16 protein-coding genes and 1 riboswitch are annotated in these 16178 nt (G+C 60.8%); of the genes, 5 read left to right on the forward strand and 11 right to left on the reverse strand.

Translation table 11 applies throughout. From position 1 onward, the window contains the following. Positions 1–115 precede the first annotated feature (115 nt). Genes ACIPZE_RS19385 through cobO form a run of 6 tightly spaced genes read right to left on the reverse strand, consistent with a single transcriptional unit; the run spans position 116 to position 6109 of the window. Entirely contained in the window at positions 116–1567 is a 1452-nt protein-coding gene (locus ACIPZE_RS19385) for a cobyric acid synthase (RefSeq protein WP_283437196.1), read from the reverse strand. Further along, positions 1564–2556, reverse strand: a complete 993-nt coding sequence (gene cobD, locus ACIPZE_RS19390) for a threonine-phosphate decarboxylase CobD (protein WP_400774647.1) — start codon at positions 2554–2556, stop codon at positions 1564–1566. Before cobD ends, ACIPZE_RS19385 begins: the two co-directional genes overlap by 4 nt. Next, positions 2549–3457 (reverse strand): adenosylcobinamide-phosphate synthase CbiB, encoded by a 909-nt coding sequence (cbiB, locus tag ACIPZE_RS19395; RefSeq protein ID WP_400774649.1) that lies wholly within the window; start codon positions 3455–3457, stop codon positions 2549–2551. Before cbiB ends, cobD begins: the two co-directional genes overlap by 8 nt. Then, complete coding sequence (bluB, locus tag ACIPZE_RS19400; RefSeq protein WP_283437199.1) at positions 3454–4104, reverse strand: 5,6-dimethylbenzimidazole synthase; 651 nt, start codon at positions 4102–4104, stop codon at positions 3454–3456. The genes cbiB and bluB overlap by 4 nt, the downstream gene beginning before the upstream one ends. Then, entirely contained in the window at positions 4101–5501 is a 1401-nt protein-coding gene (locus ACIPZE_RS19405) for a cobyrinate a,c-diamide synthase (RefSeq protein ID WP_400774650.1), read from the reverse strand. The genes bluB and ACIPZE_RS19405 overlap by 4 nt, the downstream gene beginning before the upstream one ends. Then, on the reverse strand, positions 5498–6109 hold the full coding sequence (cobO, locus tag ACIPZE_RS19410) for a cob(I)yrinic acid a,c-diamide adenosyltransferase (RefSeq protein WP_003223053.1): 612 nt from the start codon (positions 6107–6109) through the stop codon (positions 5498–5500). Before cobO ends, ACIPZE_RS19405 begins: the two co-directional genes overlap by 4 nt. 80 nt (positions 6110–6189) lie before the next feature. After that, positions 6190–6416: riboswitch (cobalamin riboswitch) on the reverse strand. Between the two features lie 163 nt (positions 6417–6579). Between cobO and ACIPZE_RS19415 the strand changes: the two genes are divergently transcribed. Both ACIPZE_RS19415 and ACIPZE_RS19420 read left to right on the forward strand, forming a co-directional pair. Next, complete coding sequence (locus tag ACIPZE_RS19415) at positions 6580–7164, forward strand: hypothetical protein (RefSeq protein ID WP_283437201.1); 585 nt, start codon at positions 6580–6582, stop codon at positions 7162–7164. A 66-nt stretch (positions 7165–7230) separates the two neighbouring features. After that, entirely contained in the window at positions 7231–8544 is a 1314-nt protein-coding gene (locus ACIPZE_RS19420; RefSeq protein ID WP_400774652.1) for a PQQ-dependent sugar dehydrogenase, read from the forward strand. Positions 8545–8677: 133 nt separating this feature from the next. On the opposite strand, the gene ACIPZE_RS19425 is transcribed toward ACIPZE_RS19420, so the two are convergent. The 5 genes from ACIPZE_RS19425 to ACIPZE_RS19445 form a co-directional block, all read right to left on the reverse strand. Then, on the reverse strand, positions 8678–9214 hold the full coding sequence (locus ACIPZE_RS19425; RefSeq protein ID WP_129391122.1) for a C40 family peptidase: 537 nt from the start codon (positions 9212–9214) through the stop codon (positions 8678–8680). Between the two features lie 221 nt (positions 9215–9435). Then, positions 9436–10053, reverse strand: a complete 618-nt coding sequence (locus tag ACIPZE_RS19430) for a C40 family peptidase (protein ID WP_400774654.1) — start codon at positions 10051–10053, stop codon at positions 9436–9438. 226 nt (positions 10054–10279) lie between these two features. Then, entirely contained in the window at positions 10280–10984 is a 705-nt protein-coding gene (gene hda / locus ACIPZE_RS19435) for a DnaA regulatory inactivator Hda (protein ID WP_008082931.1), read from the reverse strand. 216 nt (positions 10985–11200) lie between these two features. Then, on the reverse strand, positions 11201–12274 hold the full coding sequence (locus ACIPZE_RS19440; protein ID WP_283437204.1) for an AI-2E family transporter: 1074 nt from the start codon (positions 12272–12274) through the stop codon (positions 11201–11203). A 34-nt stretch (positions 12275–12308) separates the two neighbouring features. Continuing rightward, a complete protein-coding gene (locus ACIPZE_RS19445) occupies positions 12309–13367 on the reverse strand; it encodes a DUF2066 domain-containing protein (RefSeq protein ID WP_129391113.1) in 1059 nt (352 codons plus the stop codon). Positions 13368–13740: 373 nt separating this feature from the next. Here ACIPZE_RS19445 and purM point away from each other — a divergent pair, with 373 nt between their 5' ends. From purM to ACIPZE_RS19460, 3 genes are read left to right on the forward strand one after another with little or no spacing between them, the layout of a single operon-like run. After that, positions 13741–14799 carry a phosphoribosylformylglycinamidine cyclo-ligase gene (gene purM / locus ACIPZE_RS19450; RefSeq protein ID WP_400774658.1) on the forward strand — a complete coding sequence of 353 codons (1059 nt, stop codon included), beginning with the start codon at positions 13741–13743 and terminating at the stop codon, positions 14797–14799. Continuing rightward, positions 14799–15449: a phosphoribosylglycinamide formyltransferase gene (purN, locus tag ACIPZE_RS19455; RefSeq protein ID WP_283437206.1), complete on the forward strand. Its 651-nt coding sequence runs from the start codon at positions 14799–14801 to the stop codon at positions 15447–15449. The genes purM and purN overlap by 1 nt, the downstream gene beginning before the upstream one ends. 8 nt (positions 15450–15457) lie before the next feature. After that, the gene (locus tag ACIPZE_RS19460) at positions 15458–16171 is read left to right on the forward strand and encodes a DUF3108 domain-containing protein (protein ID WP_400774661.1); all 714 of its coding nucleotides are present in this window, start codon (positions 15458–15460) and stop codon (positions 16169–16171) included. Positions 16172–16178: the final 7 nt, after the last annotated feature.

Raw genomic sequence — 16178 nt, forward strand, 5'->3', positions numbered from 1 at the left:
TCCTGAAAATTATGGGTTGAGACGAATGGCGCTATCGCGAACAGGCTCACTCCTGCAAGGGAACGCGGTCAACTGTAGGAGTGAGCCTGCTCGCGATGAGGCTATGGAACCCACCTCAAATCCCACAGAGCCGGCGCAACAGCTCGGTATCCAGATGCTTCTCCACCAGATCCGCCAACCGCTCGATATCGCGCTCGCGCAAGCCGTGGTAATCCACCGCCTGCACATCGCACAATCCGGCCCAGCGCAACAAAGCGGCACTCGCCGCCGGCGATTCAAACAGGCCATGCAGGTAGGTGCCAAACACTTGTCCATCAGCACTCTGTGCACCGTCGCAACGACCGTCATCCAGATGCACTGCCGCATGCTCCAACGCTGCTCCGCTGGTCACCCCGGCATGGATTTCATAACCGCTGACCTCGGCATCTTCCAGCGCCAGCCGCCCGCGCACATTGCGCAATTGCTTCTCGGCTTCCAGCGTCGTTTCGAACGCCAGCAAAGCCAGGCCGGCACTGGAACCCGGCGCACCTTCGAGGCCCAAAGGATCATGCACCTGCTGACCGAGCATTTGCAGACCGCCGCAGATCCCCAGCACTTTGCCGCCGTAACGCAAATGCCGACTGATTGCCGTATCCCAGCCATTCGCACGTAGATACGCGAGGTCGCTGCGCACGCTTTTCGAGCCGGGCAGAATGATCAGGTCAGCCGCCGGAATCGCCTGCCCCGGGCCGACAAATTGCAGGTCGACCTGCGGGTGCAAACGCAGTGGATCGAAGTCGGTGTGGTTGCTGATTCGCGGCAGTACCGGCACCACCACCTTCAGCACTTGTTCGGCCTTGTCGGTCTGGCGCTGATCGATGCCGTCCTCGGCTTCCAGATGCAGGTCCATCACGTAGGGCAACACGCCGATCACCGGTTTGCCGGTGCGCTGTTCCAGCCAGTCGAGACCCGGTTGCAGCAAAGCGATGTCACCGCGAAAACGGTTGATGATGAAACCTTTGACCCGCGCCTGCTCGCTCGGCGAGAGCAACTCCAGCGTGCCGACCAGATGGGCGAAAACCCCGCCGCGATTGATGTCGGCAATCAGCAGCACCGGGCAATCTACCGCCTCGGCAAAACCCATGTTGGCGATGTCGCCGGCACGCAGATTGATCTCCGCCGGCGAGCCCGCACCTTCGACCATTACCAGCGGATAAGCAGCGCTGAGCCGTTCGTGGGAGGCCAGCACCGCTTGCATCGCGATGGCTTTGTAGTCGTGATAGGCGACGGCGTTCATGCTGGTGACGGCGCGGCCATGGATGATCACTTGCGCGCCGGTGTCGCTGTTCGGTTTGAGCAATACCGGATTCATGTCGGTGTGCGGTTCGAGATGCGCCGCTTGCGCCTGCACCGCTTGCGCGCGACCGATCTCGCCACCGTCTGCCGTCACCGCGCTGTTGAGCGCCATGTTCTGCGGTTTGAACGGGACGACCGCGACACCTTGGCGCGTTGCCCAACGGCACAACGCCGTCACCAGCGTGCTTTTACCGGCGTCGGAAGTGGTGCCCTGCACCATCAGGGTTGTCATGCGTTGTCCTTGGTGAAAGCCAGCAAAGCCTGTTCGAGACGCGCCTCTTCGGCGACGTCAGCGGGCAGACCAAAACGCAAACTGCTGTTGTGGGTGAAGATGCGCAGGAGGATGCCGCGCCGCGCCATGAACTCGTGCAGCGCCTGCGCATGCTCGGTGATCAGCCACTGGAACAGCGCGCAACCACCCTGCGGTTTGAAGCCATAGCGCGCGAGCATCAGGGCCAACCGCTCACTCGCCTCATCGCTGCGGATGCGCTGACGCGTATGGCCTTCGGTGTCTTGCAGACACACCTGGCCAAGCACGCGCGTCGGCCCGCTGACGGCCCACGGCCCGACTTGTTCGGCGAGCAAACGCAGCAATTTACGCTCGGCCAGCACAAAGCCCAGACGCACGCCGGCCAGACCAAAGAACTTGCCAAACGAACGCAAGACGACCAGCCCGACCTGATGCGCATACGGCGCCAGGCTCAGCTGCGGCGTGTTGTCCATGAACGCTTCATCGACCACCAGCCAGCCACCGCGCTGCGCCAGTCGCGCATGCCAGTCGAGCAGCCGCGCCGGGGTCAGACTGAGGCCGGTCGGGTTATTAGGATTGACCACCACCAACACGTCGAGACTGTCGAGAAAGAACTCGACTTCCTGCTCCAGCACTTCGCGCACGATGTAACCGCTGCGACGCCAGGCTTCGGCGTGTTCGGCATAGCACGGCGATAAAACGCCAACCTTGCCGGTGCGACGCAAACGCGGCAGCAATTGAATGGCCATTTGCGAGCCAGCCACCGGCAGCACTTGTGCGGCGCCGTAGTAATCGCACGCCGCCTGCTCCAGACCGTCATCGGTTTCCGGCAAGCGCGCCCAGGCACGCAGCGGGATTTCCGGGATCGGGAACGGCCACGGCGCGAGACCGCTGGACAGGTCGAGCCAGTCAGCTTCGGCAATACCGTAGTCGAGCGCCGCTTTGCGCAGCCGGCCACCGTGCTCAAGCATAGAATTCAGCCCCCACGCAGAGAATCAGCAGCCATAACCATACGCCGCGCTGGACCAATTGCCAGCCGCGATCAATGGAATCGGCATCGGCTGGCGACCCTTCGCCGAGCTGCGGGCGCTCATGCAGTTCGCCGTGATAGATCGCCGGGCCACCCAGTTCGACACCCAGCGCACCGGCGCCAGACGCCATCACCGGGCCGGCGTTGGGGCTGTCCCAAAGTGGCGCCTGCCTCCGCCAACACTGCAAGGCGAGTCGGGTTTTGCCCAGCAGTGCGTAGGTCAACGCCACCAGACGCGCAGGAATATAGTTGAGGACGTCGTCAATTTTCGCTGCTGCCCAACCGAAGCGTTCAAAGCGTTCGTTGCGATAGCCCCACATCGCGTCGAGGGTATTGCTCAAGCGATAGAGCACCACGCCCGGCGCACCAGCGACGACAAACCAGAACAGCGCGGCGAACACCGCATCGCTGCCGTTCTCCAGCACCGACTCCGTGGCGGCGCGGGCGACGGCGGTGCTGTCAAGTTCATCGGTCTGACGGCTGACCAGATAGCCGACGCGCTTGCGCGCTTCGTTGAGATCATCCGCGCGCAACGCAGCAGCGACCGGGGCGACATGTTCACCGAGGCTGCGCATGCCGAGCGCGCAATACAACGCGAGAATCTCGACCACCCAGCCCACGTACGGCGCCCAGGAAAATGCCGTGGCGAGTAACGTCAGCGGCAGCACGGCGATCACCCACGCGGTGACGCCATGGCTGCGCCAGCCGCGACCACCGGCGTTGAAACGTTGCTCGATGCGCCCGGCAAAATTGCCGAACGCCACCAGCGGATGCCAGCGTTTCGGTTCACCGAGCAACGCATCCAGCGCAACCGCGGCGACACTCAACAACGCCACACTCATTGACTCACTCCCCAATAATTTTCATACAGCAACTCATTGAGCGGACGCGCCTGCGCCCACCCTTCGAGTACCAGCATCGGCGCCGGATAGAATTCCTTGACCGGGCCCAGGCACAAAACGGCCAGAGGTTTAGCGCCTTGCGGCAATTTCAGTAAATCGGCGAGTGCCTGCGGCTCGAACAGCGAGACCCAGCCCATGCCCAACCCTTCGGCACGCGAGGCCAGCCAGAGGTTTTGAATCGCGCAGGACAACGAAGCCATGTCCATTTCCGGCAACGTGCGGCGCCCGAAGATGTGCTTCTCGCGATCATCCATCAGCGCCGCGACCAGCACTTCGGCGCAGTCATTGATGCCTTCGACCTTGAGTTTCATGAACTCGTCACTGCGCTCGCCGAGGGCTTCGGCTGTGCGGATGCGTTCTTCTTCGACGAGGTTCTGGATCCGGCCGCGCAGGTTTCGGTCGCTGATGCGAATGAAGCGCCAGGGCTGCATCAGGCCGACGCTTGGGGCCTGGTGGGCGGCCTCAAGGAGACGCCGCAGCAACTCAGGCTCGACCGTCCCGCCGGTGAAGTGGCGCATGTCGCGGCGCTCGGCAATGGCTCGATAGACGGCTTGGCGCTCCGCCTCAGAGAATGCGTTGTCGGTCATGGCCCTTTCGCGAGCAGGCTCGCTCCTACAGGGGATCGCATTTCGTCAGCCACAACATCGCCCACTGTAGGAGTGAGCCTGCTCGCGATAGCGTCCTCAAGGCACGGCGCAAACAACGCAGCGACAGCCACAGGATTCGACGGAAAGTAAAAGTGCACATAAGAAGCCGTCATCCGCCCCTCACGATAAACCGCCTCAGCCCCACGCCCGCCATTCGGGCTCAACCCTCGGGCAATCGGGGTCAGCTCGGTAGTCGTCAGCGAATGATGATAAGTGTGCCCACGCAACGCCCCCTCCGGCAGATCCACCGCCTGCAACGCCAACGCCGCCAGACGTTTCTGCATCACTGCATCACCGGTCAGCAATCCGACCAGCTCAGCCCGCTTGCCTTCAACATCAGTCAGCGAATCGAGCAGATACAGCATCCCGCCGCACTCAGCGAGCAACGGTTTACCCGCCGCATGATGCGCACGGATCGCCTCGAGCATCGCAGTGTTCTGCGACAACGCCACGTGATGCAATTCCGGATAACCGCCCGGCAGATACAGACTGTCCGCCTCAGGCAGTTGCCTATCGCGGATCGGCGAGAAAAAGCTCAACTCGGCACCCATCGCGCGCAGCAGATCGAGACTCGCGCCATAGGTGAAGGCAAACGCCTCATCACGCGCAACGGCAATGCGCACATTTTTCAGCAAAGGCTCGACGGCGATAACGTCCGGCGCGGCAAATTCCACGGCCGGTGGCAGCGCTACCTCGCAGCTGCTGGCGAGCGCTGCTGCGGCGGCGTCGAGTCGCACATCGAGGTCATTCAACTCGCTGGCCTGCACCAGGCCGAGATGACGGCTCGGCAGTTCGATGCCGGTCTCGCGCGACAATGCGCCGTACCAGCGCAGACCTTCTGTAAGGCTGCCTTCGAGCAATTGCGCGTGACGCAACGTGCCGACCCGGTTGGCCAAAACCCCGGCAAATGGCAGATCCGGTTGGTACTTCGCCAGGCCCAACGCCAGCGCACCAAAGGTCTGCGCCATCGCTGTGCCGTCGATCACACCGAGCACCGGCACACCAAAATGCCGCGCCAGATCGGCACTCGACGGCGTGCCGTCAAACAGGCCCATCACGCCTTCGATCAGAATCAGATCCGCCTCGGCGGCGGCTTCCCACAACAGACGACGACTTTCCTGCTCGCCGACCATCCACATGTCCAGTTGATACACCGGCGCACCGCTGGCACGCTCGAGAATCATCGGGTCGAGGAAGTCCGGGCCGCATTTGAACACGCGCACCTTGCGCCCCTGATTGCGATGCAAACGGGCGAGCGCGGCGGTAACGGTGGTCTTGCCCTGACCGGAAGCCGGCGCGGCGATGAGCACCGCCGGGCAGTGACGTGGTTGATTCAAAGTTCGACGCCTTTCTGCGCTTTGATGCCGGCCTGGAAGGCGTGTTTGAGCATGCCCATTTCGGTGACGGTGTCGCCCATCTCGATCATTTCCGGCTTGGCCGCACGACCGGTGACGATCACGTGCTGCATCGGCGGCCGCGCCTGCAAATCGCTGAGCACTTGATCGAGATCGAGGTAGCCGTGCTTGAGGGCGATGTTCAATTCATCGAGCACCACCAGACCGATCGACGGATCACGCAACAGCTCGCGGGAGACTGCCCAAGCGGCTTCGGCAGCAGCGATGTCGCGCTGACGGTCCTGGGTTTCCCAGGTGAAGCCCTCGCCCATCACGTGGAAGCGCACTTGTTCGGGGAAGCGGCGGAAAAACAATTCTTCGCCAGTGCTGTTGCGGCCCTTGATGAACTGCACCACGCCGCACTGCATGCCGTGGCCCATGGCGCGCGCAAGCATGCCGAACGCCGAACTGCTTTTGCCTTTGCCATTGCCGGTCAGCACCAGCACCAGGCCGCACTCGTCGGGCGAGTTGGCGATGCGTTCGTCGATCACGGCTTTTTTGCGCTGCATACGCGCCAGATGGCGTTCGTCGCGCTCGGGGGAATCAGTCATGGGGGAGCTCTCCGTTGGGGCTGGATAACGGCGGGCAGGCACAAGAATAGACGGCAAAAAGCCTGGCATCGCCCACCGTGATGCCGCTGGATGGATCAGGCCGGTCTCCGGGCTCATGAGCGGCGTTGGCCTGACTGCGCGCCTTCCCGCTGTTGAGCAGTGGCATTCGACGCAGTGTTCACTCATTTACCGTTGCGGGGGCAGCGCCGGGATCGTGGCCAGTCTTCGCTTGAAGACAACCCTCACCGGCTTCCCTGTTTCACTCTGTCGACGTCGGTCACAGAGCACCTGAAACAAGCCGCGAAGGTTAGAGGGTTGGGGGTGGAGCGTCAATTAAAGAGGGGGCCGGCGGGCGAATAACTGCCGCCGATCAATTAACTGGCGCCAATCTTGTGCCACACTGATACAAATGATATCAAAGAGCCATGCTTTTCTCGAAAAAGCCCATCACAACAATAAGGATGATTACGATGCAAGGCATGATCATCAGCAACCCGCGCCTGGAATTCCTGCGCCCGATGCTTGAACGCTGGTTTGACTGTATCGACCGCTACAACGCCGTGCGCGGCGACAGCGACACGCCTTACTGGCATGACGAGAAAGCCAATCTCGGATTGCTCTCGGCAGCGGCATGGATGGCCGAGCTGGTCACCCTCACCGACACCGCCACGCGCAAACAGAACGAAGAAGGCGAGCGCAATGCCCGCGCCGATCTGTTTATCGCCGGCGCCGAAGATCGTGCCTACATTCAGGCCACCCAGCGCTGGCCTCGAGTGAACAATCTCAACCTGACCCAAGCCTTGCTGGACATCACCAGCGACGCCAAACGCATCAGCTTCGCCAGTGACCTGAAACTCGGCTGCCTGTTCGTCGCCCCGCAAAAAGCCCAGCACAGCGCCAGCCCCGAAGAGCTGCAGGACATGGTCGACGATCTGCAAAAGGAACATACCTGCGCCGTCGCCTGGTATTTCCCCTACGCCTACCGCAAGTTGCGCAGCGAGGCCGGCAATTATCACCCGGGCATCGCCGTGCTGTTCAAGGAAGCCCGCGGCTGAGCAGTTGAACCATCGGGCTTGCGTCCTCCTCTATGATTAGGAATGCATTCATAGGGAAGATCAGCAATGCGCAAGCCCCAGCTCGTTTTCGTCATCGCCCTCGCCGGAGGGCTCGCCGCCTGCGGTGAATCCTCCAGCCTGCAAGTCTCCGACGGCACCGGCCCGTCACCGAAACTGCCCGAACCGAACAAGACTCTGATCCCGACGGTGAACATCGCCCCGGCAATCGGCTGGCCCCAGGGCGGCAAACCGACAGCGGCGGCCGGCACCCAAGTCGCGGCCTTTGCCGAAGATCTTGATCACCCGCGCTGGCTCTATGTGTTGCCCAACGGCGACGTGCTGGTTGCGGAAACCAATGCCCCGCCGAAACCTGACGACAGCAGCGGTATTCGTGGCTGGGTCATGAAGAAGGTCATGGGCAAGGCCGGCGCCGGCGTGCCAAGCCCGAACCGCATCACCCTGCTGCGCGATGCCGACCACGATGGCGTGGCCGAGACGCGCACAGTGTTTTTGCAAAACCTCAATTCACCATTCGGCATGACCCTGGTCGGCAATGATCTGTATGTCGCCGATACCGATCGCTTGCTGCGCTTTCACTATGAAAACGGCGCGACCGAGATCAAGTCGCAACCGATCAAGGTTACCGACCTGCCCGGCGGCACGATCAACCATCACTGGACCAAAAACGTTATCGCCAGCAAGGACGGCAGCAAGCTGTACGTGACGGTTGGTTCGAACAGCAACGTCGGCGAGAACGGCCTGGATAAAGAAGAAGGTCGCGCGGCGATCTGGGAAGTCGATCGGGCGACCGGCAATCACCGGATCTTTGCTTCAGGCATCCGCAACCCCAACGGCCTGGCGTGGGAACCCACCAGCGGCGCGCTGTGGACGGCGGTCAATGAACGTGACGAAATCGGCAGCGACCTGGTGCCGGACTACATCACCTCAGTCAAGGACGGGGCTTTCTATGGCTGGCCGTTCAGCTATTACGGCCAACATGTCGATGTGCGCGTGTCGCCACAGAATCTGGATCTGGTGGCCAAGGCGATCGCCCCGGATTACGCGATTGGCCCGCATACCGCTTCTCTCGGCCTGACATTCGCCGAGGGTAATACCTTGCCGGCACAATTCAAGGAAGGCGCCTTCATCGGCCAGCATGGCTCGTGGAACCGTAAACCGCACAGCGGTTACAAAGTGATTTTCGTGCCGTTTACTGGCGGCAAACCGAATGGCACACCGGTGGATGTGCTGACCGGGTTCCTCGACAAGGACGAGAACGCGCTGGGCCGGCCGGTGGGCGTGGTGATCGATCAGCAAGGTGGTTTGCTGGTGGCGGACGATGTTGGCAATAAAGTGTGGCGGGTGTCGGCCACCAAGTGATGTTGAATGTGACCTGAAACAACTGTGGGAGCGAGCCTGCTTGCGAATGCATAGTGTCAGCCTCCATTGAGTTGGCTGATACACCGCTTTCGCGAGCAGGCTCGCTCCCACATTAGAATGGCTGCGATTTTTACTACGGGTTATGCGCCAGATGCTCCGGCTGCAATACTCGCTTGGCACTCAGATAAGCCTTCTGCCAATACGCCTTCGACAGGCTATCAAGCTTGACCGTGCCGCCCGTCGCCGGCGCATGCACAAAGCGCCCTTCGCCAACATAAATCCCTGCATGACTGACCTGCGAGCCGCCATTGGTGGCGAAGAAGATCAGATCGCCCGTCTGCAAGCCTTCCTTGCCGACATTCGGTGCCTGCATGACGATCAACTCACGCGTCGAGCGCGGCAGGTTGATGCCCGCCGCATCGCGGTAGACAAAACCGATCAGGCCACTGCAATCAAATCCCGAATCCGGCGTGTTACCGCCCCAGCGATAAGGCGTGCCGACCAGGCCCAGCGCGCGAAACAGTACGTCTTCAGCGGCGGGTGAAAAGGATTGCGAGGGGCCAAATACCATAGGCGCGCGGGCAACCGGCGCAGGCGGCGGTGTGCGACTGGCGCAGGCGCTGAGCAGCGCTGCGCAGAGCATCAATGTGAGGCGGGCCGACATCGTCATAAGCAGAACATCCTGATCTGGCTGCGGCTTTCTCTGCCGGATGGACAGAAAACAAAACCGCCTGCGGAGCACGCAGGCGGTTTGCCATCAATATAGATTCAGGATTCTAGCGGCTATACGACAAACTTCAAGTAAGACTTTAACTTCACCTTGTAAAGTATAGGTCTACTCCGTTGCCGACAGCCTGATTGTCGCCGCGAGCGCAGCGACAACAGGGGGAATTACTTGCGAGCCGTGACTACGGTCGGAGCGTTTGCGAGTGCACGCTTGGCTTCGATGAAAGTCTTGCTCCAGTAGCTGTCACCCAGGCTGTCGATGCGAACACCGCCGCTGCGACGACTGCTGGAGTGAATGAACTGGTTGTCACCCAGGTAGATCCCGGCGTGACTGACACGACCGCGACGACCATTGGTGGCGAAGAACAACAGGTCGCCCGGCTCAAGGTTGCTGCGCGAAACCAGCGGCGCATCCACATTGATCATTTCGCGGGTGGAGCGTGGCAGGTTCATGCCGGCTTCTTCGCGAAACAGGTAACCGATGAAACCACTGCAATCGAAACCGGCTTCGGAGGTACCGCCGAAACGATAACGGGTACCGATCAGGGACATGCCGCGTTCGAGGATGCTGTCGGCCAGAACAGGAAGCTGATAAGGCTTGCTGCCATTGAATTCGTTGAGTTCTTTTTCGGTATCCAGCTCTTCCTGGTAAATAACGGAAGACTGGGCCGTGGCGGAATTTTTAACCTGTTGAGACTGCTCTTGAACTGGAAAATGAGCAGCGCAACCAAACAACAGGGTGACGAGTGCGAGAGGCACGAGGGGTGCGAAGCGCTTTAGCATGGGCACGACCGTGGCTGATAGTTGTAAAGAAGCCGAGACTATGCCCGCTATCGACCTCATTTGCAAATTCAATCGATCTTTTTGTGACTTCTCGGTTTCTCGTTTACATCTAAGCGCTTAAGCCCATTTGAATCGATACGCGGCCTGCACAGCGTGCAGGAAAGCGGGTTTTCTGGCGCCTGAAATATGCCGAAACCCGCTGAAAGCCCCGGAATAAAAGGGATGACTACCAGCCGAGGGTTTCTTTGAGGAAGGGAATTGTCAGCTTGCGCTGCGCCTGTAAAGAGGCCTGATCGAGCTGTTCAAGCAGATCGAACAGCGCACTCATGCTGCGAGTGCCGCGAGTCAAAATAAAATGTCCGACTTCATCGGTCAGGTGCAGACCACGACGTGATGCGCGCAATTGCAAGGCTCGCAATTTGTCTTCATCGGAAAGCGGGCGCATCTGGAAAATCAGCGCCATGGTCAGGCGGGATTTCAAGTCAGCCAGTTTCACCGGCAGTTCACGCGGCGAAGTCGAGGCGGCAATCAGCAAGCGGCGACCGCTGTCACGCAGGCGGTTGAACAGATGAAACATCGCCTCTTCCCAGTCAGCCTTGCCGGCAATCACCTGCAAGTCATCCAGGCAAACCAGTTCGTACTGTTCAAGGTTATCGAGGATTTCGACGCCGCGATCCATCAACTCGGCCAATGGCAGGTAAACCGCCGGCTCACCCATCTGCTCGAAACGCAAGCAAGCCGCCTGCAACAGATGCGTGCGCCCTACGCCGTGTTTGCCCCACAGATAGATCAGGCTTTCGGTCCAGCCGGCGTCGGCTTCGCAAAGGCGCTCGACATAGCCGAGTGCAGCGGCATTGGCGCCTGGGTAGTAGTTGATGAAGGTGGCGTCGTCACGCAGACGCACACCTAGGGGCAGCTGAATCGGTTTCATGCTGACTGAACAGTTCTCAAGGAACCGTTAGTGGCCTCTGTGTAAAGTTGGCGAAGTTTATACCCGTGAAGCTGAGCGCACAATGCGACAGAGTCCAAGCAAAATCAAAGGTTTGCGTTAACACACTGGTTTCATGACAGATTCTTTGGCACATCCGGGCAGCAAATGCCTGCATGAGCCGGGCCAACCCGACTATTCGCCGGGTCGCCCTCGCCATTACAACTCCGGTTCGTCGACGCCACTATAAATCTCGGAGTCCTTGTACAAGTCGTGCACATGGCGCACCAGCACCATGATGACCGCCGCCACCGGCAGCGCCAGCAGGACACCGGTGAAGCCGAACAACTCGCCGCCCGCCAGAATCGCGAAGATCACCGCCACCGGGTGCAGACCGATGCGGTCGCCCACCAGCAATGGCGTCAGGACCATACCTTCCAGCGCCTGACCGACCATGAATACCGCAACGATGCCGAACATTGGATAAAGATCGCCACCGAACTGGAACAGCCCGGCAACCAGTGCCGCGCCGATGCCGATCACAAACCCCATGTACGGCACGATCGCCGCCAGACCGGCGATCAAGCCGATCAACAGACCCAGCTCGAGACCAACGATCATCAGACCGGCCGCATAAATCACACCCAACGCCAGCATCACCAGCAACTGCCCGCGAACGAACGCCCCCAGCACTTCATGACACTCACCGGCCAGGGCGACCACGCGTTCTTCGCGATCACGCGGCAGCAGGCTGCGGATCTTCGCCATCATCACGTCCCAATCGCGCAGCAAGTAGAAACTTACTACCGGGATCAACACCAGATTCGCCAACCAGCCGATCAGCGCCAGGCTCGACGCCGTGGCCTGGCTCAGCACCACACTGACGATGTCGGTGGTCTGGCCCATGTGCTCACTGATCGCCGCCTTGACCTTGTCGAACTTCCAGAAGCCATCCGACAACCCCAGCTTCGCCTGCGCCCACGGCAGTGCGGTGTGCTGCAGCCAATCGAGCATTTGCGGCGCCAGTTCGTACAAACGCAGCAACTGCTTCGCGAGCATCGGTACCAGCACCAGCAACAGCGCCGTGACGATCAGGGTGAACAAGGCAAATACCGCGATCACGCCCCAGGTGCGCGACAGACCGAGCCTTTCCAGTCGATCCACCAGCGGATCGAACAGATAAGCCAGCAGCAACGCCACCAGGAACGGCGTGAGGATCGGGTGCAGCAACCAGACAAACGCGCAAAGCAGGATTACCCCACCGAGCCAGAACCAACGCCGCGTATCGGCCATGTACCACTCCTGTTGCTTCTATATAAGGAAAGACTTACCAGCGAAACCGCAAGGACGGTGTCGCCGGTGTCGGGGCCGCAGCCGCGACCGGTGCCGCACCTGCAACCGCAGGCTGTGGCGCTGCTACCGGAGCTGGCGCCTCAGGCGGCAGCTCCTGCAACTTCGCCAGCGACAACTGCGCGCGCATTTGATCGGCGCTGCCATTGACCCGATACACGATGCGATCGCCATCGACACTTTGCAGACGCACGCCGAACGGTTCGAGTAACCGCAACAGCGTCGCGTAATGCTCAAGATTCATGCCCTGCACTTCCAGCGTCTGTTGCCCCGTAGCACCGGGCCTGGCGACAAAACGCGGCGCCAGGCGCTCAGCCACTGCCAGCATCACCGCATCCGCCACGGCAGCCTGATCGGCGCCCTGCACGCTGCCGGCTTCTTTTTGGTCACCGAGCCACAAATGCCATTTGGCCTGCCATTGCCCGCCCTCTTCGCGCGCATGCACCGCCAACAAGGCATCGGCGTTATAGCGCTCGGACGCGCCGCGCAAGGGTGCCGGATCAGTGCCTTCCAGCGCCGGCGCTGTGGCGACCAGTTGTTCACTCAAATCCGCCAACGGCAAACGCAACGGCAAGCCACGGTGTTGCGCAGCGGCACGTAACGGAGCGGCTGCCGCCTGACCATCGCCGACCAGGCTTGAGCCTTCAGTCGAGTCATTCAGCCACCAACTGAGGATCGACGGCCGACTGGCGCCCCACATCGACAGCCCGGCACGACGCAACGCCTGCTCGGTGGTCGACGGATCGAAATCGACCTTCAACACCTCCGGCGGCCCGGCATCGAAACCGAATTGACTGATGATTTGCTGCGGATCCTTGCGAATCGCCGCCAGCCCCGGGTTCTGCGGGGCTTTCGGGTCGCCGGTCAGGCGCAGAATCAGCGTATCCAGCGCCGCCTGAGTGGCGCGATCGCGCTCTTCCGGCGCCTGACCGTTGACCGGCTCGCGTACTTGATAAAGGCCTTTGAGGTTTTCGGCGTGACTCGCCAGGCTGACCAGAGACAAACAACCCACAAACAACAATTTACACAAACGCATGGAGAATTCCCGTCGACAGGAGCGGCTGGAACAGGCCGCGTGAACCGGTTGAGCAAGGCTGTGACACTCGGCCGTTGCAAAACATTCACACGGCAACGGTAAGTTTTTGCACAGTGATAACGATAGACGGTTAATTGCCACACCTTATACAGGCACCCACGCCGCTCAATTGCAAAAAATTTCCGCTGATATGGCCCTGCCCGTCGGTGCGAGGATGGCCGCTGCCCCTCAAGCCTGATAAAATCGCGCGCCTTCGCAGACCGGCGACAGCCGGGCACCTCGAAACTCGCGTGAGGCCATTGCCCTCTCGATTTCGAAGTTCCCGCTGAACTCGGTCGTTACCCCTGAATCCCCTCCCCTAAAGGCCTGGATCATGAGCAAGCAACCCTCCCTGAGCTACAAGGACGCCGGTGTAGACATCGACGCCGGTGAAGCATTGGTCGAACGCATCAAGAGCGTCGCCAAGCGCACTGCGCGCCCGGAAGTCATGGGCGGCCTGGGCGGTTTCGGCGCCCTCTGCGAAATCCCGGCCGGCTACAAGCAGCCTGTGCTGGTTTCCGGCACCGACGGCGTCGGCACCAAGCTGCGTCTGGCGCTGAACCTGAACAAGCACGACAGCATCGGCATCGACCTGGTTGCCATGTGCGTCAACGACCTCGTGGTGTGCGGCGCCGAGCCACTGTTCTTCCTCGACTACTACGCCACCGGCAAACTCAATGTCGAGACCGCGACCCAAGTGGTCACCGGCATCGGCGCTGGCTGCGAACTGTCGGGTTGCTCGCTGGTGGGCGGCGAAACCGCTGAAATGCCTGGCATGTACGAAGGCGAAGACTACGACCTGGCCGGCTTCTGCGTCGGCGTCGTGGAAAAAGCTGAAATCATCGACGGCTCGAAAGTCGCCACCGGTGACGCGCTGATCGCGCTGCCATCGTCCGGCCCGCACTCGAACGGCTACTCGCTGATCCGCAAGATCATCGAAGTGTCCGGCGCCGACATCGAAAACATCCAGCTCGACGGCAAACCGCTGACCGACCTGCTGATGGCCCCGACCCGCATCTACGTGAAGCCGCTGCTCAAGCTGATCAAAGACACCGGCGCCGTCAAAGCCATGGCCCACATCACCGGTGGCGGCCTGCTCGACAACATCCCGCGCGTACTGCCAAAAGGCGCTCAGGCCGTGGTTGACGTGGCTAGCTGGACTCGCCCTGCCGTATTCGACTGGCTGCAAGAGAAAGGCAACGTTGACGAAACCGAGATGCACCGCGTACTGAACTGCGGCGTCGGCATGGTCATCTGCGTGGCTCAGGAGCACGTTGAAGTAACCCTGAACACTCTGCGTGATGCTGGCGAACAGCCTTGGGTCATCGGCAAGATCGCTGCGGCCGCCGAAGGTGCAGCTCAGGTTGATCTGCAGAACCTTAAGGCTCATTAATGTCCGCAACCTGTGATGTCGTGGTGCTGTTGTCCGGCACCGGCAGTAACTTGCAGGCTTTGATCGACAGCACGCGGACCGGCGACAGCCCGGTTCGCATCGCTGCGGTGATTTCCAACCGCGCCGACGCGTACGGCCTGCAACGCGCCAGTGACGCGGGTATCGCTACCCGCTCGCTGGATCACAAGGCATTCGAAGGTCGCGAGGCCTTCGATGCTGCTCTGATCGAACTGATCGACGAATTCAATCCGAAACTTGTGGTGCTGGCCGGCTTCATGCGCATTCTCAGCGCTGATTTCGTTCGTCACTACCAAGGGCGCCTGCTCAATATCCACCCGTCGCTGCTGCCCAAATACAAAGGGTTACACACTCATCAGCGCGCGCTGGAAGCCGGCGACACCGAGCACGGCTGCTCCGTGCACTTCGTCACCGAGGAACTCGATGGCGGACCACTGGTCGTACAGGCAGTATTACCGGTAGAGTTGCACGACACGCCGCACAGTCTCGCGCAGCGAGTTCACGTTCAGGAACACCTGATCTATCCGATGGCAGTACGCTGGTTCGCCGAAGGCAGACTGGCACTCGGTGAGCAAGGTGCTTTACTGGATGGCCAGTTACTCGCGGCCAGCGGCCACTTGATTCGAAACTAGGAGATATTATGCGTCGCGCCCTGCTCTTCGCTTGCGCTCTGCTCGCCCTGCCATTCGCGCAGGCAGCGGACCTTCAACCGTTCTCCGCCAGCTACACCGCCGACTGGAAGCAGTTGCCCATGAGCGGCACCGCCGAGCGCAGCCTGGTCAAGGAAGCCAACGGCGTCTGGAAGCTCAGCTTCAAGGCCTCGATGATGATCGCCAGCCTGACTGAAGAAAGCACCCTGACCCTGGACAAAGACACCCTGCTGCCGCAGTCCTACCACTTCGAACGTGGCGGTCTGGGCAAAGCCAAGAAGGCTGATCTGGATTTCGACTGGAACAGCAAGATGGTCACCGGCACCGACCGTGGCGACGCGGTGAAGATCCCGCTGAACCGTGGCATGGTCGACAAATCCACTTACCAGCTGGCCCTGCAACATGATGTGGCAGCCGGCAAAAAGACCATGAGCTATCAAGTGGTCGATGATGGCGAAGTCGATACCTATGACTTCCGCGTGCTGGGTTCGGAAAAAGTCGAGACCAAGGCTGGCAAGATCGACGCAATCAAGGTCGAGCGCGTACGCGACCCGACACAAAGCAAGCGCATCACCGTCCTCTGGTTCGCCAAGGGTTGGGATTACCTGCTGGTTCGCCTGCAACAGGTTGAAACCGACGGCAAGGAGTACAACATCATGCTCCAGGACGGCACGGTCAACGGCAAAACCGTTAAGGGCAGCTGATCCGCGC

Source organism: Pseudomonas sp. NPDC089741, from assembly GCF_044748825.1.
Taxonomy (GTDB): Bacteria; Pseudomonadota; Gammaproteobacteria; order Pseudomonadales; family Pseudomonadaceae; genus Aquipseudomonas; species Aquipseudomonas helmanticensis.

Bases quoted from the DNA above. Each gene is read 5' to 3' on its own strand.
- bluB (WP_283437199.1), bottom strand. From the start codon at position 4,104: ATGACCGACAACGCATTCTCTGAGGCGGAGCGCCAAGCCGTCTATCGA.
- cobD (WP_400774647.1), bottom strand. From the start codon at position 2,556: ATGCTTGAGCACGGTGGCCGGCTGCGCAAAGCGGCGCTCGACTACGGT.
- cbiB (WP_400774649.1), bottom strand. From the start codon at position 3,457: ATGAGTGTGGCGTTGTTGAGTGTCGCCGCGGTTGCGCTGGATGCGTTG.
- hda (WP_008082931.1), bottom strand. From the start codon at position 10,984: ATGAAACCGATTCAGCTGCCCCTAGGTGTGCGTCTGCGTGACGACGCC.
- ACIPZE_RS19445 (WP_129391113.1), bottom strand. From the start codon at position 13,367: ATGCGTTTGTGTAAATTGTTGTTTGTGGGTTGTTTGTCTCTGGTCAGC.
- ACIPZE_RS19430 (WP_400774654.1), bottom strand. From the start codon at position 10,053: ATGCTAAAGCGCTTCGCACCCCTCGTGCCTCTCGCACTCGTCACCCTG.
- purM (WP_400774658.1), top strand. From the start codon at position 13,741: ATGAGCAAGCAACCCTCCCTGAGCTACAAGGACGCCGGTGTAGACATC.
- ACIPZE_RS19440 (WP_283437204.1), bottom strand. From the start codon at position 12,274: ATGGCCGATACGCGGCGTTGGTTCTGGCTCGGTGGGGTAATCCTGCTT.
- cobO (WP_003223053.1), bottom strand. From the start codon at position 6,109: ATGACTGATTCCCCCGAGCGCGACGAACGCCATCTGGCGCGTATGCAG.
- ACIPZE_RS19460 (WP_400774661.1), top strand. From the start codon at position 15,458: ATGCGTCGCGCCCTGCTCTTCGCTTGCGCTCTGCTCGCCCTGCCATTC.
- ACIPZE_RS19420 (WP_400774652.1), top strand. From the start codon at position 7,231: ATGCGCAAGCCCCAGCTCGTTTTCGTCATCGCCCTCGCCGGAGGGCTC.
- purN (WP_283437206.1), top strand. From the start codon at position 14,799: ATGTCCGCAACCTGTGATGTCGTGGTGCTGTTGTCCGGCACCGGCAGT.
- ACIPZE_RS19385 (WP_283437196.1), bottom strand. From the start codon at position 1,567: ATGACAACCCTGATGGTGCAGGGCACCACTTCCGACGCCGGTAAAAGC.
- ACIPZE_RS19415 (WP_283437201.1), top strand. From the start codon at position 6,580: ATGCAAGGCATGATCATCAGCAACCCGCGCCTGGAATTCCTGCGCCCG.
- ACIPZE_RS19425 (WP_129391122.1), bottom strand. From the start codon at position 9,214: ATGACGATGTCGGCCCGCCTCACATTGATGCTCTGCGCAGCGCTGCTC.